Here is a 23,258-nt window from a genome sequence, read left to right on the forward strand (position 1 = left end):
CGCCGCCGCGCCCCGCGCGCCGGGGCCGGGCGGGCCGCCCCGGCGCGCGGGGCCCCCGGGGGGGGTAGGTCCCTCCGCCCCCCCCCAGTCTCTTGCGGGGGGCCGCCCCGCCCCGCGCTGGGCGGCGGCGCCGCGACTGATGGCCGACTGCCTGGCGCGCGCCGCCGCCGGCCGCGGCGCGCAGGGGGAGGCGACGGGCGCTGCCGCGGGTCATGCCGCGGCCGCCGTGGCGGGAGGACGCCCGTGAACGCGCGCCGCGCCGCCGGGGTGTTGCTCGCGCTGCTCGCGGCGGCGGCGGGGCTGCTGGCGCTGGCGGTCAGCGTCGGCAGCCAGGGGCTGGAGCCGGTGAGGACGTTGCTCGCATCGCCGCCGAACGAGGGGCAGGCGGCGCTGGCCGCGCAGTGCGTGTGGGAGAGTCGGCTGCCGCGCGCGCGGGGCGCCGGGGCCGCCGGGGCGCTGCTCGGGGTGGCGGGCGCGGTGGCGCAGGGGCTGTTCCGCAACCCGCTGGCCGACCCGTTCCTGCTCGGCAGCGCGGCGGGGGCGTCGCTGGCAGTGGCACTCGCCTTGGTGGCCTTGGGCGGTTCGGCCGGCATGCTTGGAGGGGCGGGCGCCCCCGGCTGGAGCGTGCTGTCGTCGAGCCTGTGGGTGCGGCTGGGCCTGACCGGGGCGGCGTTCGTCGGGGCGCTGGCGGCGGTGCTGCTGACGCTGGCGCTGGCGCGCGGCGTGCAGCACACGCTGCGGCTGCTGCTGGCGGGGGTGGTGGTCGGCGTGGTGCTGGGGGCCGGCACGCAGGCCGTGCTGCTGCTGGCGCCGGATGCGCTGCAGGCGATGCAGGCGTTTCTGCTCGGCTCCACGGCGTTCGTCGGCTGGCCCTCGGCGGGGCTGATGCTGGCCGCCGCCGCGCTGTGCACCGCGGCGGCGACGCTGCTGGCGCGCGCACTGGACGCGCTGGCGCTCGGCGAGGCCACCGCCGCGAGCCTCGGCATGCCGCTGGCGACGCTGCGTCTGGCGCTGGTGGCGGTGCTGGCGCTGGCCACCGCCAGCGCCGTGGCGCAGACCGGGCTGATCGCCTTCGTGGGACTCGCGGCGCCGCACCTGGTGCGCGCGCTGGTGCCGACGACGCACGGCTGGCTGATGGCGCTGGCCGCCGCGATGGGCGGCGCGCTGCTGCTGGCGGCCGACACGCTGGCGCGTGGATGGCTGGCGCCGCAGGAGCTGCCGGTGGGCGTGCTGACCGCGGTGCTGGGCGGCGGCTACCTGCTGTGGCTGATGCACCGCGGGCGGCTGCGGGGGCAGGGGGCATGAGGGGCGACGTGGTCAATCCATCCCACCCCGTGGCGCTGGCTGCGCAGGGGGTCAGCGTCCGGCTGGGCCGCCACCCCGTGTTGCACGGCGTGACGGCGGCGCTGCCGCGCGGGCGCTGGACCTGCCTCGTGGGCCCCAACGGCGCCGGCAAGTCCACGCTGCTGAAGGCGCTGGCGGGCCTGCTGCCGCTGCACGGTGGGCGCGTCGAGCTGCTGGGGCGGGCGCTGCAGGACTGGCCGCGCCGGGCGCGCGCCCGCACGGTGGCGTGGCTCGGGCAGGCCGAGCCGGGCGGCGACGACCTGACCGCCTGGGACGTGGCGATGCTGGGCCGCCTGCCGCACCAGCCGTGGCTGGCCGCCGCGAGCGCGGCCGACCGCGCGGCGGTGGAGCAGGCGCTGCGCCAGACGCAGGCGTGGGACTGGCGCGCGCGGCCCTTGGCGCAGCTTTCCGGCGGGCAGCGCCAGCGCGTGCTGCTGGCGCGGCTGCTGGCGGTGCAGGCGCCGATCCTGCTGATGGACGAGCCGCTGGCGCACCTGGATCCGCCGCACCAGGCCGACTGGCTGGCGCTGGTGCGCGCGCTCACGCGCCAGGGGCAGACGGTGGTGACCGTGTTGCATGAGCTCAACATGGCGCTGCACGCCGACGAGCTGCTGATCCTGGACGCCGGCCGCGTGCGCCATCAAGGGCCGGCGGACGATCCGGCCACGCACCGTGCGCTGGAGCGGGTGTTCGAGCAGCGCGTCGCGGTGCAGGCGCTGGACGTTGAGACCACTGTTGCGGGCGATGTTGGGGCGCGTTGGGTTGTGGTGCCCAAGGTGCCTGTTGGGGCCGAAGGCGGCTGCGCCGCCGGGGCCGCTCGCGCCCACCCGGGCGCATTCATCTCTAAGGAGGTCTGTCATGCACATCGAACCTGGAATCGTTGAAGGCAGCAAAGCGTTGCTGGGGTACGCTACCGGCACCGCTGCTTTGGCATGGGCTGGCAAGCTGGCTTGGGACATGCTGCGACAGGAGGGGGCGCAGGCTTTGCTGCTGCGCTCGCTGTTGACCACCGCCCTGGTGTTTTGCTTTTTCGAGGTGCTGCCGCACCATCCGGTCGGCGTCTCGGAGGTGCACCTGATCCTGGGCACCACCTTGCTGCTGCTTTTTGGGGTGGCGCCGGCCGCCTTGGGGCTGGCCGGTGGGTTGCTGATTCAGGGGCTGTTTTTTGCGCCGGCGGATTTGCCGCAATACGGGATGAACGTCACCACGCTGTTGGTGCCGCTGTATGCCACCGCGGCGCTGGCGCAGCGGGTCATCCCGCAGCAGGTGGCCTACGTCGATCTGCGCTACGCGCAGGCGCTCAAGCTGTCCGTGGCCTATCAGGGCGGCATCGTGGCTTGGGTGGCGTTCTGGGCGCTGTATGGTCATGGCCTCGAGGCGGACAACCTGGCCAACATCGGCGCGTTTGGCGCGGCGTATGTGGCGGTGATCGTGGCGGAGCCGCTGATCGACCTGGCGGTGCTGGCGGCAGCCAAAGCTCTGCACGCGCTGAAGCGCAGCGTGGCGGTGCAGCGCCGGCTCTACCATGCTGCTTGAGGCTGCGGTGCCGATGGCGCCGGGGTGGGTGTCGATCGTCGGCGCCGGCCCTGGGCCGTTGGATTTGCTCACCCTGCGCGCCCTGGATCGGCTGCGTCGCGCCGAAGTGGTCATCCACGACCGCCTGATCGGCGCCGACATCCTGGCCGAAATCCCGGCGCGGGCGCTGCGCTACGACGTCGGCAAAGCGCGCGGTCGGCACACGCTGCCGCAGTCCGACATCCACCCGCTGATGGTGGCGCACGCCCGCGCAGGCCGCCGCGTCGTGCGGTTAAAGGGCGGCGATCCGTTCATTTTTGGTCGCGGCGGCGAGGAGATGCAGGCGCTGTGCGCCGCGGCGGTGCCGTTTGAGATCGTGCCTGGGGTCAGCGCGGCGCAGGGCTGCGGGGCCGCAGCGGGTATCCCGCTGACGCAGCGAGGGCTAGCCAGCCTGTGCGTCTTCTTGCCGGGGCACGGTGACAGCGGCGACGTCGGCTATGACTGGGCGGCGCTGGCTCGTCCCGCCCAGACTTTGGTGTTTTACATGGGAGTGGCGCGGCTGGCGCGCATCGCCGAGCGCCTCATGGCGCATGGACTGCCGCCGGATACGCCAGCGGCACTGGTGCTGGACGGCACGCGTCCGACCCAAACCGTGCTGGCTTGTCCGCTGCAGGTGTTGGCCAGCCAGGCCCCGCCATATGGGCCGCGGCCTGGGCTGTTGATCATCGGCCCGACGGTGGCCTTGAGCCCGCACTACCGGGCGCAGGCAGCAGCTCCGTGGGAGGAGCTGGCGCGATGAGAAGCAAACTTGACGCGGGCCAAAACCGAGAGGCGCTGCGCCGCGGCTGGTGCCCGGGAGCCTGGCGTCCGATGCCATCGGGCGATGGCTGGATCCTGCGCATCCGCGTGCCGATGGGGCGGCTGTCGCGGCGGCAGGCTGAGGGGCTGGCGGCCCTGATGCAGGCGCAGCGGCTCGATGTCATCGAGTTGACCCAGCGCGCCCATTTGCAATGGCGCGGCGTGCGGCCGGCTCAGCACACCGCGCTGCTGAGCGGCCTGCGGGCGCTGGGCCTGCTTGACAGGGACGCCATGCAAGAAGCGCGGCGCAACGTGCTGGTGCAGCCGTGCTGGCAACCGGGCGATGCCACGCACCGGGTGGCGCGTGGGCTGCTCAAGCTGCTGCGCCAGCCCGATGCCCCGCGGCTGCCAGCCAAGTTCGGCTTTGCCGTCGATCTGGGCAAGCGCCCCTGCCTGCGCGCCGCCAGCGCCGACGTGCGCATCGAGCCCCTGCAGGATGGTTGGGTGCTCGTGCGGCCCGATGGCAGCCTGCATGGCGTGGCTGTGCCCCTGAAGCGTGCGGCTGAGGAAGCGATGGCGCTGGCGGCGTGGTTCGCCAAACACGCTCACGGGCCTGGTGCTCCGCGTCGCATGGCCGCTTGGATGGCGCAGCGGCGCCGGCCCGCGAGTGAGCCTCTGTCTCCAGCCCCGATCAATGCCAACTCACAAGCGCTTGAGCCTTGGTGGGCCACGCTGCCGCCGGGTATGGCCTGGGTGGCTGCGCCGTTTGGGCGACTCAGCGCCGCGGCGTGGGCGCGGCTGGCGCAGCTGGCACCGTTGCGGCTGACGCCGTGGCGCGCCGTGTTGCTGGAACGCCACGCCCTGGCCCCGCCGGACGAAGCGTGGATCACCGATGCGACAGACCCGCGTCTGCGCGTGGCCGCTTGCGTCGGCGCCCCCGGCTGCGTGCAGGCTTCGGGTGGCACGCTGCCGTTGGCCGGGCTGTTGGCCGCGTACTTGCCAAACGAGGGCTGGTTACACGTCAGCGGTTGCGCCAAAGGTTGCGCGCATCCCTATCCAGCGCCCACGGTACGCGTGCGTCCCGACGGCTGGGATTGGATCGGATGGGGGCGGGCCGATGCCGCGGCCGATGCGCACTGGGGTGCACTTGCGCCGCTTATCGACGCGGTGCGCCGAAGCGCCGGGCGGCATGTCGGTCATGGGCAGGCAGAAGGGTGGCTTGTACGATGACACAAGAGCTGTTTGACGATTACGAACGCGATGGCGCGGCGATCTACCGACGCTCGTTTGCCATCATCCGCACGGAGGCCGACCTGGCCCGCTTCGATGCCCGGCAAGAGCCGGTGGTGGTGCGCATGATCCACGCCTGCGGCCTGGTGGAGCTGGCCAAGGACGTGGCTTTCACGCCCGATCTGGTGCCGGCGGCCCGCGCCGCGCTGTGCAGCGGTGCGCCGATTCTGTGCGACGCGCAGATGGTGGCCGCCGGCATCACGCGCCGCCGTCTGCCAGCTGACAACCCGGTGCTGTGCACGCTGCACGATCCGCAGGTCGGTACCCTGGCGCAGCGGCTGGGCACCACGCGCAGCGCGGCGGCGCTGGAGCTGTGGCGGCCCCATCTGGCCGGCGCGGTGGTGGTTATCGGCAACGCGCCTACGGCCCTGTTTCGGCTGCTGGAAATGCTGCGCGAGCCCGACTGCCCGCGCCCCGCGGCCATTTTGGGCTGTCCGGTGGGGTTCGTCGGGGCGGCAGAATCCAAAGCGGCGTTGATGGCGCAGCCGCCCGCACCGGCGCTGACGGTGCACGGGCGTCTGGGCGGCTCGGCCATTGTCGCGGCGGCGATCAATGCACTGGCCAGCGAGGAGGAGCACTGATGGGGCGCATCGTTGGCGTCGGTTTGGGGCCGGGCGACCCGCAGTTGGTGACGGTGCGTGCCCAGCGTTGGCTCTCCCAGGCTCGTCAGGTGGCCTATTTCCGCAAGTCTGGCCGCCCCGGACGCGCGCGGCGCATCGCCCTGACCTGGCTGGCGCCGCAGGCGGTGGAGCATGCGATGGAGTACCCCGTCACCACCGAGCTGCCGTTCGACAGCCCGGCCTACATCGATCTGCTGGCCCGCTTTTATGACCACTGGGTTGAGCGTCTGGAGGCGCTGGCCGCGCAGAACGACGTCGTGGTGCTGTGCGAGGGCGATCCGTTTTTCTACGGCTCATTCATGCACCTCTATGAGCGACTGCGCCGCCGTGGCCACGTGCCGGTGGAGGTGGTGCCGGGGTTGCCGGGTATGGTCGGTTGCTGGTCGGTCTGCGGCCAGCCGATGGCCTGGGGCGAAGATGTGTTGACCGTTCTGATGGGCACGCTGCCTGAGGACGAGTTGGTGCGGCACATGCAGCAGGCCGACGCACTGGTGGTCATGAAAGTCGGCCGCCATCTCAGTCGGGTGCGGCGGGCGCTGCAGCGGGCTGGCCTGCTGGCGCGGGCATGGCTGGTGCAGGAAGGCACGATGGATGGGCAGCAGGTCCAGCCGCTGGCCAGCGTGGACGAACAGGCCCAGTGCCCCTATTTCGCCCTGGTGCTGGTGCCGGGGCAGGGCCGCCGGCCGGAGATCGAGGCATGAGCGGCTGGCTCTGCGTGGCCGGCTTAGGGCCGGGGGATGCAGCGCTGATCACCCCGCAGGTGCAGCAGGCGCTGCAGGAGGCCACCGACGTGCTGGGCTACCGACCTTACTTGGCGCGCGTGCCGCGGCGGGCGGATCAAGCGCATCACGCCAGCGACAACCGCGAAGAGCTCGAGCGCGCGCGCCACGGGCTGCGGCTGGCGCAGGCGGGGCGGCGAGCGGTGATCGTCTCCTCAGGCGACCCGGGGGTGTTTGCCATGGCTGCGGCGGTGTTCGAGGCCATGGAGACCGAGCCAGCCTGGCAGCAGCTGGACGTGCGCGTGCTGCCTGGGGTGACGGCGATGCTGGCGGTGGCGGCGCGGCTGGGCGCGCCGCTGGGGCACGATTTTTGCGCCATCAACCTGAGCGACAACCTCAAGCCGTGGGCGCTGATCGAGCGGCGGCTCGCGCTGGCGGTGCAGGCTGATCTGGTGCTGGCGCTTTACAACCCGCGCTCGCGCAGCCGGCCTGAAGGTTTTGCCCGTGCGCTGGCGGTGCTGCGCCAGCACTGCGAGCCGCAGCGTTGGGTGGGGTTGGCGCGCGCGGTCTTCACGCCACAGGAATCGGTGCGGCACCTGCCGCTGGCGCAGGTGCAGCCGGACATGGCCGACATGCGCACCTTGGTCATCGTCGGCAGCCGCGCCACGCGCATGGTCGGGCCCTATCTCTACACCCCGCGGAGGGCCGATTGATGCAGCGGGGCAGGGGATGTCGGAGGCTGCATCGGCGCGGCTCAAACCGGAGGGGTGTCTGCGGGTGGGGCGGCGCTTGGGGTGTCGAGGCTCTCGTGCGCGGGCAGCCCGAGCCATTGCAAGGCTTCGGCGACGGTCTTCGCGATCGGCCGCGGCGGCAGCGCCGGACGTTCGATCAGCAGCACCGGCAGGCCCAGGGCGCGCGCGGCCAGCAGCTTGGCCTGCCCACCCTCGCCGCCGGAGTTTTTGGCTACGACCCATTCGATGCGGTGGGTGCGCAGCAGCGCCAGGTCGCCCTCCAGCGTATAGGGGCCGCGCTGCACCACCACCGCGCCGCGCTGCGTCGGCACTTCAAGCCCGGGTTCGACGATGCGCAGCAGATACCAGTGCGGCGTGCGCTGCAAGAACGGCTGCACGTGCTGACGCCCGATGGCCAGAAAGATGCGGCTCGGCGCAGCGGGCAGCGCGCGCAGAGCAGCATCCAAGTCGGGCACGCGGTGCCAGCGGTCGCCGGGGCCGGGACGCCACGGCGGGCGCTGCAACGCCAGCAGCGGCACGCCGGCCTGCGCGCAGGCTTGGATGGCGTGGCGGCTCATCTGCGCGGCAAAGGAGTGCGTGGCGTCGATCACGTGCGTGATGCGCTGCTCGCGCAAATAGCTCGCCAGCCCATCGGGGCCGCCAAAGCCGCCCACGCGGGTTGGCAGCGGCTGCGCGATCGGCTGCGCGGTGCGGCCCGCATAGGAAAACGTCGCCGGCACGCCAGCGCGGGCCAGCGCCTGCGCCAGCTGCGAGGCTTCGGTGGTGCCGCCAAGCAGGAGGACATGCATGGCTGAAGCGTGGCTGTCGATCATCGGCATCGGCGAGGATGGTCTGCACGGTTGCAGCGAGTCTAGCCGGCGTTTGCTGGCGCAGGCGCGGCGCGTCTTCGGCGGGCCGCGCCATCTGGCGCTGGCCGGCATCGAGCCCGAGCGCGCCGAGCCGTGGCCGGTGCCGTTTGACATCGCCCCGCTGCTGGCCTGGCGCGGCCAGCCGGTGGTGGCGCTGGTCTCGGGCGATCCGTTCTGGTTTGGCGCAGGCAGCGTGCTGGCGCGCGCCTTGCCGCGCCAGGAGTGGCAAGCTATCCCCGCGCCCTCAACATTTGCGTGGGCCGCTAGCGCCTTGGGCTGGCCTTTGGAGGAGGTGCGCTGCCTTGGGTTGCACGCGCAACCGCTGCGCGCGCTTTGGCCGCACCTGGGGCGGGGGCGGCGTCTGCTGTGCCTGCTGCGCGACGAGGCGGCGTTGCAGGCAGCGGTGGTGCTGCTGCGCGAAGAAGGCTTTGGCGCCAGCACCGCCTGGGCATTGCAACGGCTGGGCGGGCCGCGGCAGCGCATCGAGCGTTTCTCGATCCGGGACGGCGCGCCAGCTGGCCTGCAAGCGCCGCTGGCGCTGGCGCTGGACTTGCACGATGGCCCGGAAGGCTTGCCCGCCTGCGTCGGTTTGCCCGATGCGCTGTTCGAGCACGACGGCCAGCTCACCAAAGCGCCGATGCGGGCGTTGACGCTGCAGGCGCTGGCGCCGCGCCCTGGGCAGCGGTTGTGGGACTTGGGTGCCGGCAGCGGCTCAATCAGCATCGAGTGGTGCCTGGCTGGCGGTGTGGCCGAGGCGGTGGAGCGCGACGCGGTGCGTGCCGAGCGCGTGCAGCGCAACGCCGAGCGCTTCGGCCTAACCCCACGCCTGCGCGTCTGGTCGAGCGAGACCTTGGCGACGCTGGCGCAGCTGCCCGAGCCGCAGGCGGTGTTCATCGGCGGCGGCATGGACGCAGCACTGTGGCATGCACTGCGGCCTCGGCTGCCTGCGGGCTGCCGGGTGGTTGTCAACGCCGTGACCACCGCCACCCAAGCCTTGTTGGCGCAGTTGCATGAGCGCCACGGTGGCCAGCTGCGCCAGATCGTCCTGGCCGAGGCGCAACCCCTTGGGGCGCAACAGGGCTGGGTGCCGTGGCGGCCACAGTGGCAGTGGGCGTGGCAGGCATCAGCTGTCGAACTTGGAGGAGATGTGACATGACCGTGCATTTCATCGGTGCCGGGCCGGGCGCGCCCGATCTGCTGACGCTGCGCGCGCGCGAGTTGATCGCCCGCTGTCCGGTGTGCCTGTATGCCGGCTCGTTGGTGCCGCCGCAGGTACTGGCGTACTGCCCGCCGCAGGCGCGCTTGATCGACACCGCGCCGCTGTCGCTGGAGCAAATCCTGGAGGAAATCCGCGCCTCCCATGCCTGCGGGCAGGACGTGGCTCGGTTGCACTCGGGCGACTTGTCGGTGTGGTCGGCGATGGCAGAGCAGTTGCGCGCGCTGCGGGCCGAAGGCATTCCGTACACGATCACGCCTGGAGTGCCGTCCTTTGCTGCCGCGGCGGCGGCCTTGGGCTGCGAGTTGACCTTGCCCGGCGGCAGCCAAACGGTCGTGCTGACCCGCGCCCACGGGCGCGCCACCCCGGTGCCAGATGGCGAGCGTTTGGAGGTCTTGGCCGCCACCGGGGCCACGCTGGCGATCCACCTGAGCATCCACGTGCTGGAGCCAGTGGTGCAGACACTGCTGCCGCACTACGGCGGCGACTGCCCGGCAGCAGTGGTCTGGCGCGCCAGTTGGCCGGATGAGCGGATCGTGCGCGCGCCGCTGGGCGAGCTGGTGCAGGCCGCGCAGGGTGGGCTGGAGCGCACCGCGCTGATCCTGGTCGGGCGCAATCTGGCCCAAGACGGCTTTGGCCGCAGCCGCCTGTATGCGCCGGATTACGAGCGCCGCTATCGCCGGGCCACGTCCGCGGAGGATGCTGCATGAGTCCGCGCTGGCGGTTGAGCCTCATTGGCATGGGCATGGGTAGCCCTGCGCACCTGACGCTCCAGGGCGAGCAGGCGCTGCGCCGCGTCGATCTGTTGTTGCTGCCGGACAAAGGCGAAGATAAGGCCGAGCTGGCCGCGGCGCGGCTGCGCCTGCTGCAGACGGTGCGCCCCGACTTCGACGCCGAGGCGGGTGGCGGTCCGCGCGTGGCGCGCTACGCCGTGCCCTCGCGTGAAGGCGCCGATGCCGCCGACACACCGCGCTATCTCGACGCTGTGCGGCGCTGGCACGACGCACTGGCCCGAGCCTGGACGCAAGCGCTGCGTGAGCACCTGCCTCAAGGCGGGCAAGCAGGTGTGCTGATCTGGGGCGATCCGGCCTTATTCGACAGCTCGATGCGCATCGCCCAGCGTGTGGCGCGCGAGCTGCCGCTTGAATGGGAGGTGGTGCCCGGCATCAGCGCCCTGCAGGCGCTTGCCGCCGCGCATGCCGTGCCGCTCAATGAGCTGGCTAGCCCGGTGTTGATCACTTCAGGACGGTGGCTGCGCCAGCACGGCTGCCCTGCGGACGTGCCGGCGCTGGCCGTCATGCTTGATGGCGGCACGGCTTTTGAGGCGCTGCCCGACCCGTACGCATGGCACATCTGGTGGGGCGCTTACCTCGGGCTGCCGCAGCAAACCTTGGACAGCGGCCCGCTGCCGCAAGCCGGTCCGCGCATCGCGCGCGCCCGCGCGGCCTTGCGGCAGGCGCACGGCTGGATGCTGGATATCTACCTGCTCAAGCGTCGTGGCGCCGACGACTGCTGACCTCCGCAACCTCTGGAGATGGAACCGATGGAACTGCAGACCCCCCCGCTGCTGCGCACCACCCCCAAGCCGCAAGGTCCGCGCCGCGGCCTCATCATCGTGCACACCGGCCATGGCAAAGGCAAAAGCACCGCGGCCTTCGGCCTGGCGCTGCGTGCGCACGGACGCGGCAAGGCCGTCAAGATTTTTCAATTCATGAAAGTGCCCAGCGCCCGCTTCGGTGAGCACCGCGTTTTCGAGCAACTCGGCATTCCGATCGAAGGGCTGGGGGATGGATTTAGCTGGAAAAGCCGTGACCTTGAGCACTCCGCCGAGCTGGCGCGCCAAGGATGGGCGCGCGCCGAGGCGGTGATCCGCGCAGGCGCGCATTTCATGGTGGTGCTCGACGAAATCATGTACCCGCTGCGCTACGGCTGGATCCCACTGGAGGCGGTACTGGACGCGCTGCGTCAGCGCCCGACCGAGATGACGGTGGTGCTCACTGGGCGCCACGCGCCCCAGGAGCTCATCGACTTGGCCGACACCGTCACCGAAATGGTCAAGCACAAGCACCACTTCGATGCCGGCGTGCCAGCGCAGCGTGGCATTGAAGATTGACCTCTTTGGCATTTTTCTTTACGACATTTCAAGTCATGAATCTTGACAAAACCCCTGCCACCATCATCACCGGCTTTCTTGGCGCCGGCAAGACCACGCTGCTGCGCCATCTGCTGACCCACGCGCAGGGGCGGCGCATCGCCGTCATCGTCAACGAGTTTGGCGAGCTCGGCATCGACGGTGAATTGCTCAAAGGCTGTGGCATCGGCTGCGACGAGACCGGCGCGGAAAACGGCCAGGTCATCGAGCTGGCCAACGGCTGCCTGTGTTGCACGGTGCAAGAAGAATTTGCTCCGGTGATGGAACTGCTCGCCCAGCGCCGCGACCTGATTGATCACGTGGTGATTGAAACCTCCGGCCTGGCGCTGCCCAAACCGCTGGTGCAGGCGTTTCAGTGGCCCACTATCCGGCACGCTTTCACCGTCGATGCGGTGGTCACCGTGGTTGATGTGCCGGCGGTGGCGCAGGGTTGTTTTGCGTCTGACCCACAGGCGGTCGAAGCGCAGCGTCGCGCCGACCCGGAGCTTGACCACGACACGCCGTTGGCCGAGCTCTTTGAGGATCAGCTGGCCACCGCCGACCTAGTCGTGCTCAACAAAGTCGAACGGGTCGATGCCGATACCCTGCAGCGCGTGCGCGCGATGGTGGCGGCGCGCTCGCCGGCGGCGGTGCAGACCGTGGTGGCGCGGCACGGCCAAGTGCCGCCCGAGGTGCTGCTGGGCTTGGGCCGCGCTGTGGAAGAAGTGATCGAAAGCCGCCTCACCCACCACGACGATGAGGACGACGACCACGACCACGACGCCTTTCAATCCGTGGTGCTGGCGCTGGACGTGCGCGACAGGCAACACCTGCTGCAGACGCTTTCGACGCTGGTGGCGCGTCACGGCCTGCTGCGCATTAAGGGGTTCGTGGCGCTGCCGCAGGCGGCGCTGCGGCTGGTGGTGCAGGGTGTGGGTCCGCGGCTGGACAGCCACTTCGACCGCCCGTGGCGCGTGGGCGAGCCGCGCTGCAGCGTCCTGGTTTGCATCGGGCTAGGGCTCGACGAGGCCGCGCTGCGCGCCGATCTGCGCCAGGCTGGGTTGCTGGCGGAGTCATCCACGTCGGCCGGAGTGTGACCCATGCACTTGTTGGCCACCCGTGCCGGCGGCTTTATCGACGACACCAGCGGCGCGGTCGTGCGGCTGGCGCAAACCCCTGCGCCCGTGGTGGTGCTCAGCGCCGCCGATACCACGCTGTCGCTGCTGGCTTCGGTGCTGCCGAAAGACTACCCCGAAGTGCGGCTGGCCAATCTGATGGCGCTGCGCCAGCCGGCGACGGTGGATCTCTACGTGGAGGACGTGCTGCAGCACGCGCGCGCGGTGATCATCGATCACCTGGGGGCTTACCACGACTGGGCTTATCTGGTGGAGCGCTGCGCGGCGCTGGCGCGTCAGCGCGGGCAGTGGCTAGCGGTGTTTTCCGGCGACGGACAGGACGATCCGCAGCTGCTGGCGCAAGGTACCGTGGACTGGGATGACGCGCGCACGCTTTGGCGCGCGCTGCGCTACGGTGGACAAGCCAACGCCGCGCGCTTTTGGGCCCTGATCGGACAGCGCGCCCTAGGGTTGAAGGAACAACCCTACACGCCGCCGCAGCCGCTGCCGTCTATCGTGGAGCACCAAGTCGCGGACTTGCCGCCGGTGGCTCCCGACGCGCCGCAGGCGCTGCTGCTGTTTTACCGCGCCCATGTCCAGGCCAGCAACACAGGGCCTTTCGATGCCTTGCTGCGTGCGCTGCACGCGCGGGGGCTGCGTGCGCGCGCTTGGGCCGTGGACAGCCTGAAAAACCCCCAGGTGCGCCAACGCCTGCATGACCTGGCGGAGGGTGGCGGTGTGGATTTGGTGCTAAACGCCACGGCTTTCGCCCTTGGTTTGGAGGATGGCCAGACACTGGCGGGCGACGCTCCGGTGCTGCAGCTTATCACCGCGGGCGTGACGCGCCAGCACTGGAACGACGACCCGCACGGTCTGCCGCCGCGCGACATGGCCATGCAAGTGGTGCTGCCAGAGCTCGACGGTCGCATCGCCACCCGCGCCATCAGCTTCAAAGCGGTGCAGTGCCACGACCCACGCACCCAGATCGATTTGATCCGCTATGCCGCCGACACTGAGGCCATCGATTGGGTCGCCGAGCTAGCTTGGCGCTGGTGTCGGCTGCGCCGATTAGAGCGCTCCCAGGTGCGGCTGGCCGTGGTGCTGACTGACTACCCGAGCGACGACGCCCGCATCGGCATGGCGCTGGGGCTGGACGTACCGGCCTCGGTCGTGCGCATGTTGCAGGCGTTGCACCGCAATGGCTATGACCTGGGCGATGGTCCCGCGTTGCCGCGTGACGGTGACGAGCTGATGCGCTGGCTGCGCAGCGGCGTCACGCACGCTATCGACGACAACGATGCACGCCCGGCTTGGCAAAGCCTGGCGCTGACCGACTACAGGCGAATGCTGGAGGCGTGGCCGGCACCGCTGGTCGAAGCGCTACAGCAGCGGTGGGGGGCACCCGAGCGCGATCCGATGGCGCGCGCTGGCCGGCTGATGATTCCCGGTATTCGGTTGGGTCAGGTGTTCATCGGCCTGCAGCCCCCACGCGACCCGAGGCAGCGTCGCGCTGCCTACCATGATGCCGAGCAGGTGCCGCCGCACGCCCACGTGGGGTTTTACCTCTGGTTGCGCGAGGTTTGGCAAGTGGATGCCGTCGTGCAAGTCGGCACGCACGGCAACCTGGAGTGGCTGCCGGGCAAAAGCGTGGCACTGGGTCCGCTGTGCTGGCCGCAGCGGCTGCTGGGACCGCTGCCGCACCTCTACCTCTACATCGTGAACGATCCGGGCGAAGGCGTGCAGGCCAAGCGGCGCACGCAGGCGGTGATCATCGACCACCTGATGCCGCCGCTGGCCGACGCGCAGGACAGCGGCACCCTGCTCCCGCTGGAGCGCATGGTGGAGGAGTATTACGATGCGCTGACGATGGATCCCCCACGCGCGCGGCGGCTGCGTCAAGCGATCGTGGACGAAACGTTGCGGCTGGGCGTGCACGAGGAGCTGGGTTTGCAGGGCGATCCGCGGGATGCGGCGGTGCTGGCGCAGTGGCTGCAACGTCTAGATGCCTACCTCTGCGAAATCAAGGAAAGCCAACTTCGTGCTGGCTTGCACGTATGGGGCACTTCGCCCCAAGGCTTGACGCGTGCGCAAACCCTGCTGGCCTTCCTGCGCCAGCCGCGCGGCAACCGCGCGCAGGACGACAGCCTGCTGCGTGCCATGGCGCAAGATTTGGGGCTGGACGGCTTCGACCCGCTGCAAGCAGACCCCGCCGAGCCCTGGCGCGGGCCGCGCCCGGCGCTGCTGCGGGCCATCGACCCCGGCGGACCATGGCGCCACGCCGGCCACACGCGCCAGCGGCTGCACCAGCTGGCGCTGGCGTGGCTGCAAGATCCAGCGCTGGCCGAGCGGCAGGCCGGCCCGCGCGCTCAGCAGGTGCTGCGCTGGGTCTGGCAGTATCTCGCGCCGCGGCTGGATGCTTGCGGATCCAATGAGACAACACAACTGCTACGCGGACTGCATGGCCGGTTTGTGCCGCCAGGCCCCAGCGGGGCGCCGTCACGCGGACGCATCGATGCGCTTCCCACAGGGCGCAATTTTTATGCTAGCGACCCGCGCAGCCTACCAACCCCAGCGGCGTGGGACAGCGGTCAGCGCATCGCGGCGCGACTCATTGAGCGCTACGCCCAAGATCACGGAGTGTTTCCCAGCGCCATCGGCTTGTCGCTGTGGGGCACCACCACCTTGCGCACAGGCGGCGAGGACGTGGCCACGGCGCTGGCCCTGTTGGGTGTGCGGCCACGCTGGGATGAAGGCAGTGGCCGCGTGATCGAGGTGGAGGTTCTGCCGGCGTCGCTGCGGCCCTATCCGCGGGTGGACGTGACGCTGCGGGTCTCGGGCTTGTTCCGCGACGCGTTTGCGCACCTGATCGATTTGCTCGACACCGCCGTGCAGGCGGTGGCCGCCATCGATCCAGCGGACGAGCCAGACGAACTCAACCCCGTGCGCGTGCACGTGCAGCGGGAGGCACAAGCGCTGCTCGCGCAAGGCCTGGACCCCGCGCAAGCGCAGCGCCAGGCCAGCTGGCGCTTGTTTGGTCCGCGCCCGGGCTCGTATGGCGCCGGCATCGGCGAGGTGGCGCAAACAGACGCGGCGTTTGACCGGAACGCGCTGGTTCGCGCCTACCTGGGCAGCGGTGCTTACGCCTACGGCCGGGGAGCCCATGGGGTGGCGGCGCCGGCGGCGTGGGAGCGGCGGTTGGCGCGCCTGGATCTGGCCGCGCACATCCAGGACCACCGTGAGCACGATGCGCTGGACATCGATGGCTTTGTCGAATACCTTGGCGGCATGGCTGCCGCCGCGCAAGTCCTGCGCGGGCAAGCGCCCGCGGTCTATCACGCCGACAGCAGTACGACCGCGGTGCGGGTGCGCCCGTTGCGGGAAGAGCTGGCGCGCATCGTGCGCGCGCGCGTGACGCACCCGCGCTGGCTGCAAGCCATGCAGGCGCACGGCTACGCGGGCGCAGCCGAGATGGCCGCCACGCTGGAACATTTGCTGGGTTGGGCGGCGCTTGGTCAGGGGGTGTCGGCGCACCAGCTTGATCTGGTTGCGGAGACGCTGCTGTTCAACGAGTCCAACCAGAGCTTTTTACGGCAGCACAACCTGCCGGCCTTGCGCCGTATGGCGCAGCGCTTATGGCAAGCCATCGAACAGGGGCTTTGGACGCCTCCGGTGGCGCTGCAGCAGCGCCTGCGGCAATTACAGCTGGAGCTGGAAGAGTCATGGGAACATCCGTCAATCTGACCACCACGGACGCGTGCTCAACGACGGCTGCGCCACCTGATACGACGCCAGAGACACCGCGCTATCCCTTTGCAGCGCTGGTGGGGGTACCGGATTTGCAGCTGGCGCTGTTGTTGGTGGCCATCGACCCTACGCTCGGTGGGGTACTTATCCGCGGCCCACGCGGCACGGCCAAGTCGACCGCGGCGCGCGCGCTGGCCGACTTGCTACCGGGCGCCCCGTTTGTGCAGTTACCACTGGGGGCTACGCTGGAGCAGATCGTCGGCACGCTGGAACTTCAAGATGCGCTGCGCCATGGACGCATTACATGGCGGCCCGGGCTGCTGGCGCGCGCACACGGCGGGGTGCTTTACGTGGACGAGGTCAACCTGTTGCCCGATGCGCTGGCCGATGTGCTGTTGGATGCCGCCGCCAGCGGCGTGCACACCGTGGAACGCGACGGCATTTCGCAGCGCCACGCCGCGCGCTTTGCGCTGATCGGCACGATGAACCCGGAGGAGGGGGAGTTGCGCCCGCAGCTTCTGGATCGCTTTGGCCTGTGCGTCGAGCTGAGCAATCCGGACGCTGCGGCGGTGCGCGCCGCTATCGTGCGAGCGCGGCTGGCGTTCGAAGCCGACCCGGCGGCCTTCGTCGCCTGCCACCATTTGCAGCAGCAGACCTTGCAGCAGCGCTTGCAGCGCGCGCGGCAGGCGCTGGGCACGCTGACCTGGTCGGGCGAACTCATTGTGCAAGCCTGTGCGCTGGCGCTCCAAAGCGGCGCTGACGGTTTGCGCGGTGACTTAACGCTGCTGAAAGCGGCACGCGCCCACGCGGCCTGGCACGGCAAGACCGCCATTGACCTGGCCGACTTGCGGGCGGTGGCCCCGTGGGTGTTGGCGCACCGGCGCAGTGGCACGGCGGCAGCCGCTGCCGAGGGAGCAGCCAGCGCCATCACACCCCCTTGGCAGTCAGCGGCGCCGCAGCGCACGTCTGCCGCGCCGTACGATGGGTCTGCGCCGCAAGACGGCAAGCTGCAGGGAGAGAGTCCCCCGCGCCACGCAGCGGCGGGCGAGGCTGACTGGGGTGCGTTGCCGCCGCAACCGGTCGGCATGGCGCCGCCGCTGGCCCAGATGCCCGGAGGCTGGCCTGTCCCAAAGCCTTAGGCCCCGCCGGCGCGCGTAAGCCGCCTGCCGGGATGGGGCTGCGATCGCCTGACCATGCCGCCGCGTCCGCCCGGCGCGACGGCGCCACGCCGGTGATGTTGGACTGGCCTGCCACCCTCGCGCGCAAAGGGCCCCGTCCGCTCAGGCCCGCCGACCTGGTCTGGCGCGCGGTCCCGCCCGAGCCGGCGTGCCTGCACGTGATCGTGTTGGACGCATCCGGCTCGATGCTGCGCCGCGGGCGTCTGGCGCGCGCCAAGACCGTGGCGCTGCTGCTGGTTCAGCGCGCCGCGCGCCGCGACCAGCATGTCGCGCTACTGCTGGCCAGCGGTTACGGCGCGCAGGTGCTGCAGCCGCCCGCGCCGGCGCGGCGCGCCTTGGGGGTGACCGTGCGCGCGGTGAGGGGCGGCGGCGGCACGCCGCTGACGGTAGCCCTGCAGCGCGCCGAGACGCTGGCGCAGGCGTGGGCTCGGCGCTTCGGCGGGCGCGCGCGGCGGGTCCTGTGGCTGCTCACCGACGGGCAGGTGCGACAGGAGCCGCCGCGCCCCGCTTTTGAGGTTTGTGTGGTGGTGGACGCCGACGACGACCAACCCGCGCTCGGCCAAGCTCGCCAGTGGGCGCACCATTGGCAGGCCCATCATGTGGCGTTGAACGATTGGAACTGAAGCTCGCCATGTCTCTTCTCTCATCCCGTTCGCAACCCGAGACCGCTGCGCACGCGTTCGACCCCGCCTCGCGCGCTGCGGTCTATCGCGCCATCGAACTGCGGCGCGACATGCGTCACTTTGCCGGTGGTCACGTGCAGCCCGAAGTGCTGGTGCGGCTGCTGCGCGCTGCGCACTGGGCACCCAGCGTCGGCTTCATGCAGCCGTGGCGTTGGATCCGCATCACGCACCCTGTGCAACGTCAACGCTTGCATCAGCTGGTGCAGCAGGAGCGGGTACGCACGGCCCAGGCGCTCGGTGAGCGCGGTGAGGCGTTTGCGCGTCTGAAGGTGGAAGGCATTCTGGAGTCCGCAGAGCTGTGGGCCGTGGTGCTGATGCCCGAGCGTGAACGGCATGTCTTTGGCCGGCGCACCTTGCCTGAGATGGATGTAGCCTCCGCTGCCTGTGCCATCCAAAATCTGTGGCTCGCCGCGCGCGCCGAGGGGCTCGGCGTGGGGTGGGTGTCGATCTTCGACCCGCAGCAGGTTGCCGATCTGCTGGGCTGTCCGCCAGGGTCGCGTCCGCTGGCGCTGCTGTGCTTAGGCCCGGTGTACTTGTTCTATGATGAGCCGATGTTGCAGCGCGAGCGCTGGGCGAAGCGCCTGTCGCTGCGCGATGTGGTGTTTGAAAATCGCTGGGAGCAGCCCAGCACGTTGCCGCTGCGTGACGATGCGCCCGCCGCATGAGCGTGGGACGCAGCGGTGGATCAAGGTCGCCGCCGCATCGAACGGATGCGGGTCGGTGGCGTTTGCATGAAGGAGTTCAAAGGCATGACTGAGGCACAACCGGCTGCGTCGATTGAGGCTTGCGAATCCGCCTCCAGACCTGCACGCGTTGCCCCATCGCCAGCGTCGGAGCGCTGGACGGTGGCCGACGTGCAGGCACTGCTGGAGCTGCCGCTGCCCGAGCTGATCTTTCGCGCGCAGCAGGTGCACCGTCAGCACCACGATCCGGCGGAAATCGAACTGGCCACGCTGCTGTCGGTCAAGACCGGAGGTTGCCCAGAAGACTGCGCGTACTGCCCACAGTCAGTGCACCACGACACGGGTGTGCAGGCCACCAAGCTGATGGCGCCCGAGGACCTGCGGGCCGCTGTGCGCGCGGCCCGCCAGGCCGGCTCGCAGCGTTTCTGCTTGGGGGCAGCCTGGCGGGCGCCCACCGACCGCGATCTCGACAAGGTTGCCGAGCTGGTACGCGTCGTCAAGGAAGAAGGCCTGGAGGCCTGCTGCACGCTGGGCATGCTCAGCGCCGAGCAGGCGCAGAGGCTGCGAGCGGCGGGTCTGGACTACTACAACCACAACCTCGACACCGCGCCGGAGTTCTACGGCGCCATCATTCACACGCGGGACTACGCGGACCGGCTGCGCACGCTCGAGCACGTGCGCGCGGCCGGCATCCGCGTCTGCTGCGGCGGCATCGTCGGCATGGGGGAGTCGCGGCAGCAGCGCGCCGGGTTGATCGCGCAGCTGGCCAATCTGGATCCCTACCCGGAGTCGGTGCCGATCAACCACCTGGTCAAGGTGGCCGGCACGCCGCTGGCCGACCAGCCCGATCTGGACCCGCTGGAGTTTGTGCGCACCATCGCTGCAGCCCGCATCACCATGCCCCGTGCCAAGATACGGTTGTCGGCGGGCCGGCGCGACATGGACGAATCGACCCAGGTGTTGTGCTTTCTGGCCGGGGCCAACTCGATCTTCTACGGCGATAAGCTGCTCGTGACGGGCAACCCAGACGTCGAGGCCGACCAGGCGTTGCTGGCGCGGCTTGGGATGCGCACGCGCACCGCGCAGGTTTGAGATAGGCAACCATCGGCGATGGAGCCCGCGGCGTTTCCTTGGCCAACCGCCGGTGCGCTGGCACTGGCCACAGCGGTTGCCTTGGTGTGGGACGCGCGCTTTGGCGAGCCGCCCCCACGCCTGCACCCCGTCGTCGGCATGGGGCGGGTGCTCGCGGCCTTGGGCCGGAGGGTAGCGCCAATGGCTGGCGGGGTGATGCGGCCAGGGCGAGACTTCACCGTCGGGGCGCTGGCGTGGACGCTGGGGGCGGCGGCGGTGGTGGCGCTGGCCGTTGGCGTGCAGGCGCCGCTGCTGAGCGGCACGCCGTGGTGGGTGCAGGGGCTGGCGCTGGGTGTGCTGCTCAAGCCACTGCTGGCCTGGCGGATGCTGCGCGACGAGGTGGCTGCGGTCGAGGCGTCGTTGGTGCGGGGGCTGGAGGCCGGGCGCGCGCAGGTGGCGCGGCTGGTCAGCCGCGATGTACAGGCGCTGGACGATGCCGGCGTGCGCCAGGCGGCCTTGTCGACCTTGGCGGAAAATCTCAACGACTCGGTGGTGGCGCCGCTGTTCTGGTTTGCGCTGGCGGGTCTGCCGGGGGCGGCGCTGTACCGCTGGGCCAACACGGCCGATGCGATGTGGGGCTACCGGGGCGTGCGCGGCGGGCGCGATTGGACATGGGCTGGACGCTGGGCCGCGCGCGCCGATGACGTCCTGTCGTGGCTGCCAGCACGGCTGACCGCCGTGCTGCTGCTCTTGGTCTCCGGGCGCGCGGTACCCGGGAATGTGCTACGTGCGCAAGCACAGCGCACGCCATCGCCCAACGGCGGCTGGCCCATGGCGGCGCTGGCGCTGCGGCTGGGGGTGCGGCTGGAAAAGCCGGGGGTGTATGTCATCAATGCATCCGGGCGGCTGCCGGTGCCCGCCGATACCGCGCGTGCCTTGGCGTGGGGTGGTGGCGTGGTGGCGGGCTGGGGCGCCTTGCTCGTGGCCGGGCTGACGCTCGCGGCAGTGCTCGGGAGGCCATCATGATTCTTTCGCGGATGCCATGGCGTGCCCATGGAGGCCCTGACGCCGACGGCGTGCCACGATGGGATTTTTCCACCAACGCGAATGCGTGTGGCCCATGCCCACACGCCTGGATGCAGGTACAAGCCGCAGCACGAGGCCATTATCCCGACCCGGCCTATACCGTCTTGCGCCAGCAATTGGCCGATTGGCATGGGGTGACGCCGTCGCGCGTGCTGCTGGCCGCCAGCGGCAGCGAGTGGATCCTGCGCTTTGCCGCCTGGTGCGCGCGGCGCGGGCTCGGCCCCCTTTGGTGGCCGCAGCCGGGTTACGGCGACTATGCGCACGCGGCCCATGTCTGGGGCCTGGCGCGCGCCGCCGCGCCGGGGCAGGCGCGCGCAGGCTGGTTGTGCGACCCGGGCAGCCCGCAGGGCCAGCCAGAGGACGGCGCAGCGGCGACCGCGCTGCTGTCAGCGGGGGCGCAGGTGACGCTCGATCTGGCCTACGCGCCGTTGCGTCTGGAAGGCGGCGCTGTGCTCGACGATGCGCAGCGCGCGCGCTGCTGGCAGCTGCATAGCCCCAACAAGGCGCTGGGCCTGACCGGCGTGCGTGGGGCGTATGTGATCGCGCCAGAGGATGCCGAGCCCAGCCTGCTCGCCGAGCTGCAGGCGCTGGCGCCATCGTGGCCGATCGGGGCCGACGGCGTGGCGTTGCTGGCCGGGTGGGTGGAGCCCGCCACGCAGCGCTGGCTGCAGGCGAGCCGAGCCACGCTTGCGCAGTGGAAGGCGGCGCTCGTACAAACGCTCGAGGCGCGCGGCTGGGCAGTCGCCCCCAGCGTCACACCCTTCGTTTGCGCGCGTCCGCCGCGGCCGCTGGACGCGGCCGCATTGCGCGGGCACAGCATCAAGTTGCGCGATGCGACATCGTTTGGCTTGCCGGGCTGGTGGCGCTTGTCGGCACAGCCGCCGCAGGCCCTGCAAGCCCTGGCCCAAGCGCTGGATGTGCATGCGGTGGTGACCGCCCCCAGGATCGCCTGGTGGAGAGCGTCGCGATGAGTGCGCGATGCTTGATGGTCTGGGGCACCAGCAGTGGCGCTGGCAAGAGCTGGCTTGCCACTGCGCTGTGTCGCTGGTACGCGCGCCAGGGCTTGCGGGTGGCGCCGTTCAAGGCGCAAAACATGAGCAACAACGCGCGCGTGGTGGCCACTCCCGACGGAGCCGAAGGCGAAATCGGCGCGGCGCAGTATTTTCAGGCGTTGGCCGCCGGCGTCGAGCCCGATGTGCGGATGAACCCATTGCTGCTCAAACCCGAGGCCGACACGCGCAGCCAGGTGGTTCGGCTGGGCCGTGTCGATGCCGAGCTGGCCGCGCTGCCGTGGCGCGAACGCAGCCCACGCGTCTGGCCGGTGGTGCGGCAGGCGCTGGACGAGCTGCGCGCGCAGCACGACCTCATCGTGATGGAGGGCGCGGGCTCTCCGGCGGAGATCAATCTGCAGGACACCGATATCGTCAACCTTGCGCCCGTGCGCCACACACAAGCGCGCGCGCTGCTGGTGACCGACATCGACCGCGGCGGGGCGTTCGCGCACCTCTACGGCACCTGGGCGCTGCTGCCGCTGGATGTGCGTGGCGCTCTGCGCGGCTTTGTGCTGAACAAATTTCGCGGCGACGCAGCGCTGCTGGCCCCAGCCCCGCAGCGGCTGCAGGCGCTCACCGGCGTGCCAACGCTGGCCACGCTGCCACTGCGCTGGGGCCATGGCCTGCCGGAGGAAGATGGCCTTTTCGACGACCGCGCCGCGCCGGGCGGCGGGCCGGTGCGCACCACGGTGGCGGTGGTGGCCTACCCACGCATCAGCAACCTGGACGAATTCCAGCCGCTGAAGAACACTGCCGGTGTGCGGCTGGTGTGGGCCCGCACGCCGGCCGATTGTGCGGGCGCCGACTGGATCATCCTGCCCGGCTCCAAGGCCACGGCAGCAGATCTGGTGTGGCTGCGTGCGCAGGGGCTGGATGCCGCGATCGCCGCGCACGCTGCGCGCGGCGGGGCGGTGCTGGGCATCTGTGGCGGGCTGCAAATGTTGGGCGAGGCGCTCATCGACCCGCACGGGGTGGACGGCAATGCCCCGGGGCTGGGTCTGCTGCCGCTGGTCACGGTTTTCGCGCGCGACAAAACCGTGCGCCGCACCACGGCGACGTTCGCCGCGCTGCCGCCTGGCCCCTGGGCGACGCTCAGCGGCGTGTGCGTGCGCGGCTACGAGATCCATCACGGCCACACCGTCCCGCACCCCGCGCTTGTGGCGCGCGGAGAGACCGCGCATACGGCGCTGCCAGATGTGGCCTGGTGTAACGCGGCTGGCAATGTGCTTGGCCTCTATCTGCACGGCCTGTTCGAGGACGCCGCCGCGCTGCGCGCACTCCTGGGCACGCGCGCCCGTCCGCTGGCAGAGGTGTTCGACGGCCTGGCTGACCTGGTCGAGGCGCACTTTGCCCCCGGGGCGCTGGCGGCGCTCGCAGCCCCGTGATTTCATTGGACGATTTCCTTCGACGATG

22 protein-coding genes are annotated in these 23,258 nt (G+C 70.7%); 21 read left to right on the forward strand and 1 reads right to left on the reverse strand.

The genetic code is table 11. From position 1 onward, the window contains the following. Positions 1-243: 243 nt before the first annotated feature. From P3W97_RS09330 to cobJ, 8 genes are all read left to right on the forward strand, one after another. Positions 244-1,305, forward strand: a complete 1,062-nt coding sequence (locus P3W97_RS09330) for an iron chelate uptake ABC transporter family permease subunit (protein ID WP_300846093.1) — start codon at positions 244-246, stop codon at positions 1,303-1,305. Positions 1,306-1,367: 62 nt separating this feature from the next. Further along, positions 1,368-2,228, forward strand: coding sequence for an ABC transporter ATP-binding protein (locus tag P3W97_RS09335; RefSeq protein WP_300846140.1), 861 nt, complete (start codon positions 1,368-1,370; stop codon positions 2,226-2,228). Beyond that, the gene (locus P3W97_RS09340; RefSeq protein ID WP_300846095.1) at positions 2,203-2,880 is read left to right on the forward strand and encodes an energy-coupling factor ABC transporter permease; all 678 of its coding nucleotides are present in this window, start codon (positions 2,203-2,205) and stop codon (positions 2,878-2,880) included. Before P3W97_RS09335 ends, P3W97_RS09340 begins: the two co-directional genes overlap by 26 nt. Continuing rightward, positions 2,870-3,658 carry a uroporphyrinogen-III C-methyltransferase gene (cobA, locus tag P3W97_RS09345; RefSeq protein ID WP_300846097.1) on the forward strand — a complete coding sequence of 263 codons (789 nt, stop codon included), beginning with the start codon at positions 2,870-2,872 and terminating at the stop codon, positions 3,656-3,658. Before P3W97_RS09340 ends, cobA begins: the two co-directional genes overlap by 11 nt. Beyond that, positions 3,655-4,887 carry a precorrin-3B synthase gene (locus tag P3W97_RS09350; RefSeq protein ID WP_300846098.1) on the forward strand — a complete coding sequence of 411 codons (1,233 nt, stop codon included), beginning with the start codon at positions 3,655-3,657 and terminating at the stop codon, positions 4,885-4,887. Before cobA ends, P3W97_RS09350 begins: the two co-directional genes overlap by 4 nt. Beyond that, positions 4,884-5,528: a precorrin-8X methylmutase gene (locus P3W97_RS09355; RefSeq protein ID WP_221933920.1), complete on the forward strand. Its 645-nt coding sequence runs from the start codon at positions 4,884-4,886 to the stop codon at positions 5,526-5,528. The genes P3W97_RS09350 and P3W97_RS09355 overlap by 4 nt, the downstream gene beginning before the upstream one ends. Continuing rightward, a complete protein-coding gene (cobI, locus tag P3W97_RS09360) occupies positions 5,528-6,268 on the forward strand; it encodes a precorrin-2 C(20)-methyltransferase (protein ID WP_300846103.1) in 741 nt (246 codons plus the stop codon). The genes P3W97_RS09355 and cobI overlap by 1 nt, the downstream gene beginning before the upstream one ends. Further along, complete coding sequence (gene cobJ, locus P3W97_RS09365; protein ID WP_300846105.1) at positions 6,265-6,999, forward strand: precorrin-3B C(17)-methyltransferase; 735 nt, start codon at positions 6,265-6,267, stop codon at positions 6,997-6,999. The genes cobI and cobJ overlap by 4 nt, the downstream gene beginning before the upstream one ends. 41 nt (positions 7,000-7,040) lie before the next feature. Here the strand turns inward: cobJ and P3W97_RS09370 are convergent, their stop codons facing one another. Further along, a complete protein-coding gene (locus P3W97_RS09370) occupies positions 7,041-7,826 on the reverse strand; it encodes a cobalt-precorrin-6A reductase (protein WP_300846106.1) in 786 nt (261 codons plus the stop codon). Here P3W97_RS09370 and cbiE point away from each other — a divergent pair. The 13 genes from cbiE to P3W97_RS09435 all read left to right on the forward strand — a co-directional run bounded on the left by cbiE (position 7,825) and on the right by P3W97_RS09435 (position 23,230). Continuing rightward, positions 7,825-9,042: a precorrin-6y C5,15-methyltransferase (decarboxylating) subunit CbiE gene (cbiE, locus tag P3W97_RS09375; RefSeq protein ID WP_300846108.1), complete on the forward strand. Its 1,218-nt coding sequence runs from the start codon at positions 7,825-7,827 to the stop codon at positions 9,040-9,042. The two genes, P3W97_RS09370 and cbiE, sit on opposite strands and share 2 nt — an antisense overlap. Continuing rightward, the gene (gene cobM, locus P3W97_RS09380) at positions 9,039-9,812 is read left to right on the forward strand and encodes a precorrin-4 C(11)-methyltransferase (protein ID WP_068609317.1); all 774 of its coding nucleotides are present in this window, start codon (positions 9,039-9,041) and stop codon (positions 9,810-9,812) included. Before cbiE ends, cobM begins: the two co-directional genes overlap by 4 nt. Further along, positions 9,809-10,618, forward strand: a complete 810-nt coding sequence (gene cobF / locus P3W97_RS09385) for a precorrin-6A synthase (deacetylating) (RefSeq protein WP_068609319.1) — start codon at positions 9,809-9,811, stop codon at positions 10,616-10,618. Before cobM ends, cobF begins: the two co-directional genes overlap by 4 nt. 27 nt (positions 10,619-10,645) lie before the next feature. Further along, complete coding sequence (gene cobO / locus P3W97_RS09390) at positions 10,646-11,215, forward strand: cob(I)yrinic acid a,c-diamide adenosyltransferase (RefSeq protein ID WP_068609914.1); 570 nt, start codon at positions 10,646-10,648, stop codon at positions 11,213-11,215. Between the two features lie 35 nt (positions 11,216-11,250). Further along, positions 11,251-12,330 carry a cobalamin biosynthesis protein CobW gene (cobW, locus tag P3W97_RS09395; RefSeq protein ID WP_068609321.1) on the forward strand — a complete coding sequence of 360 codons (1,080 nt, stop codon included), beginning with the start codon at positions 11,251-11,253 and terminating at the stop codon, positions 12,328-12,330. A 3-nt stretch (positions 12,331-12,333) separates the two neighbouring features. Next, positions 12,334-16,089 (forward strand): cobaltochelatase subunit CobN, encoded by a 3,756-nt coding sequence (gene cobN / locus P3W97_RS09400; protein WP_068609323.1) that lies wholly within the window; start codon positions 12,334-12,336, stop codon positions 16,087-16,089. Continuing rightward, the gene (locus P3W97_RS09405; RefSeq protein WP_300846113.1) at positions 16,068-17,231 is read left to right on the forward strand and encodes an AAA family ATPase; all 1,164 of its coding nucleotides are present in this window, start codon (positions 16,068-16,070) and stop codon (positions 17,229-17,231) included. The genes cobN and P3W97_RS09405 overlap by 22 nt, the downstream gene beginning before the upstream one ends. 32 nt (positions 17,232-17,263) lie before the next feature. Then, a complete protein-coding gene (locus P3W97_RS09410; RefSeq protein ID WP_300846115.1) occupies positions 17,264-17,893 on the forward strand; it encodes a VWA domain-containing protein in 630 nt (209 codons plus the stop codon). A gap of 8 nt (positions 17,894-17,901) precedes the next feature. Then, positions 17,902-18,618: a 5,6-dimethylbenzimidazole synthase gene (gene bluB / locus P3W97_RS09415; protein WP_300846117.1), complete on the forward strand. Its 717-nt coding sequence runs from the start codon at positions 17,902-17,904 to the stop codon at positions 18,616-18,618. Positions 18,619-18,702: 84 nt separating this feature from the next. Continuing rightward, the gene (gene bioB / locus P3W97_RS09420) at positions 18,703-19,728 is read left to right on the forward strand and encodes a biotin synthase BioB (protein WP_300846119.1); all 1,026 of its coding nucleotides are present in this window, start codon (positions 18,703-18,705) and stop codon (positions 19,726-19,728) included. An 18-nt stretch (positions 19,729-19,746) separates the two neighbouring features. After that, positions 19,747-20,733: an adenosylcobinamide-phosphate synthase CbiB gene (gene cbiB / locus P3W97_RS09425; RefSeq protein WP_300846121.1), complete on the forward strand. Its 987-nt coding sequence runs from the start codon at positions 19,747-19,749 to the stop codon at positions 20,731-20,733. 110 nt (positions 20,734-20,843) lie between these two features. Continuing rightward, a complete protein-coding gene (locus P3W97_RS09430) occupies positions 20,844-21,764 on the forward strand; it encodes an aminotransferase class I/II-fold pyridoxal phosphate-dependent enzyme (RefSeq protein ID WP_367184615.1) in 921 nt (306 codons plus the stop codon). Beyond that, the gene (locus tag P3W97_RS09435; protein WP_300846125.1) at positions 21,761-23,230 is read left to right on the forward strand and encodes a cobyric acid synthase; all 1,470 of its coding nucleotides are present in this window, start codon (positions 21,761-21,763) and stop codon (positions 23,228-23,230) included. Before P3W97_RS09430 ends, P3W97_RS09435 begins: the two co-directional genes overlap by 4 nt. The last annotated feature ends 28 nt before the right edge of the window (positions 23,231-23,258 follow it).

This window comes from Tepidimonas sp. (assembly GCF_029335975.1).
Lineage (GTDB): Bacteria > Pseudomonadota > Gammaproteobacteria > Burkholderiales > Burkholderiaceae_C > Tepidimonas.

Coding starts and splice junctions, on each gene's coding strand:
- P3W97_RS09340 (WP_300846095.1), top strand. CDS start 2,203: ATGCACATCGAACCTGGAATCGTTGAAGGCAGCAAAGCGTTGCTGGGG.
- cobA (WP_300846097.1), top strand. CDS start 2,870: ATGCTGCTTGAGGCTGCGGTGCCGATGGCGCCGGGGTGGGTGTCGATC.
- P3W97_RS09350 (WP_300846098.1), top strand. CDS start 3,655: ATGAGAAGCAAACTTGACGCGGGCCAAAACCGAGAGGCGCTGCGCCGC.
- P3W97_RS09355 (WP_221933920.1), top strand. CDS start 4,884: ATGACACAAGAGCTGTTTGACGATTACGAACGCGATGGCGCGGCGATC.
- cobI (WP_300846103.1), top strand. CDS start 5,528: ATGGGGCGCATCGTTGGCGTCGGTTTGGGGCCGGGCGACCCGCAGTTG.
- cobJ (WP_300846105.1), top strand. CDS start 6,265: ATGAGCGGCTGGCTCTGCGTGGCCGGCTTAGGGCCGGGGGATGCAGCG.
- cbiE (WP_300846108.1), top strand. CDS start 7,825: ATGGCTGAAGCGTGGCTGTCGATCATCGGCATCGGCGAGGATGGTCTG.
- P3W97_RS09370 (WP_300846106.1), bottom strand. CDS start 7,826: ATGCATGTCCTCCTGCTTGGCGGCACCACCGAAGCCTCGCAGCTGGCG.
- cobM (WP_068609317.1), top strand. CDS start 9,039: ATGACCGTGCATTTCATCGGTGCCGGGCCGGGCGCGCCCGATCTGCTG.
- cobF (WP_068609319.1), top strand. CDS start 9,809: ATGAGTCCGCGCTGGCGGTTGAGCCTCATTGGCATGGGCATGGGTAGC.
- cobO (WP_068609914.1), top strand. CDS start 10,646: ATGGAACTGCAGACCCCCCCGCTGCTGCGCACCACCCCCAAGCCGCAA.
- cobW (WP_068609321.1), top strand. CDS start 11,251: ATGAATCTTGACAAAACCCCTGCCACCATCATCACCGGCTTTCTTGGC.
- cobN (WP_068609323.1), top strand. CDS start 12,334: ATGCACTTGTTGGCCACCCGTGCCGGCGGCTTTATCGACGACACCAGC.
- P3W97_RS09405 (WP_300846113.1), top strand. CDS start 16,068: ATGGGAACATCCGTCAATCTGACCACCACGGACGCGTGCTCAACGACG.
- P3W97_RS09410 (WP_300846115.1), top strand. CDS start 17,264: ATGGGGCTGCGATCGCCTGACCATGCCGCCGCGTCCGCCCGGCGCGAC.
- bluB (WP_300846117.1), top strand. CDS start 17,902: ATGTCTCTTCTCTCATCCCGTTCGCAACCCGAGACCGCTGCGCACGCG.
- bioB (WP_300846119.1), top strand. CDS start 18,703: ATGACTGAGGCACAACCGGCTGCGTCGATTGAGGCTTGCGAATCCGCC.
- cbiB (WP_300846121.1), top strand. CDS start 19,747: ATGGAGCCCGCGGCGTTTCCTTGGCCAACCGCCGGTGCGCTGGCACTG.
- P3W97_RS09430 (WP_367184615.1), top strand. CDS start 20,844: ATGCAGGTACAAGCCGCAGCACGAGGCCATTATCCCGACCCGGCCTAT.
- P3W97_RS09435 (WP_300846125.1), top strand. CDS start 21,761: ATGAGTGCGCGATGCTTGATGGTCTGGGGCACCAGCAGTGGCGCTGGC.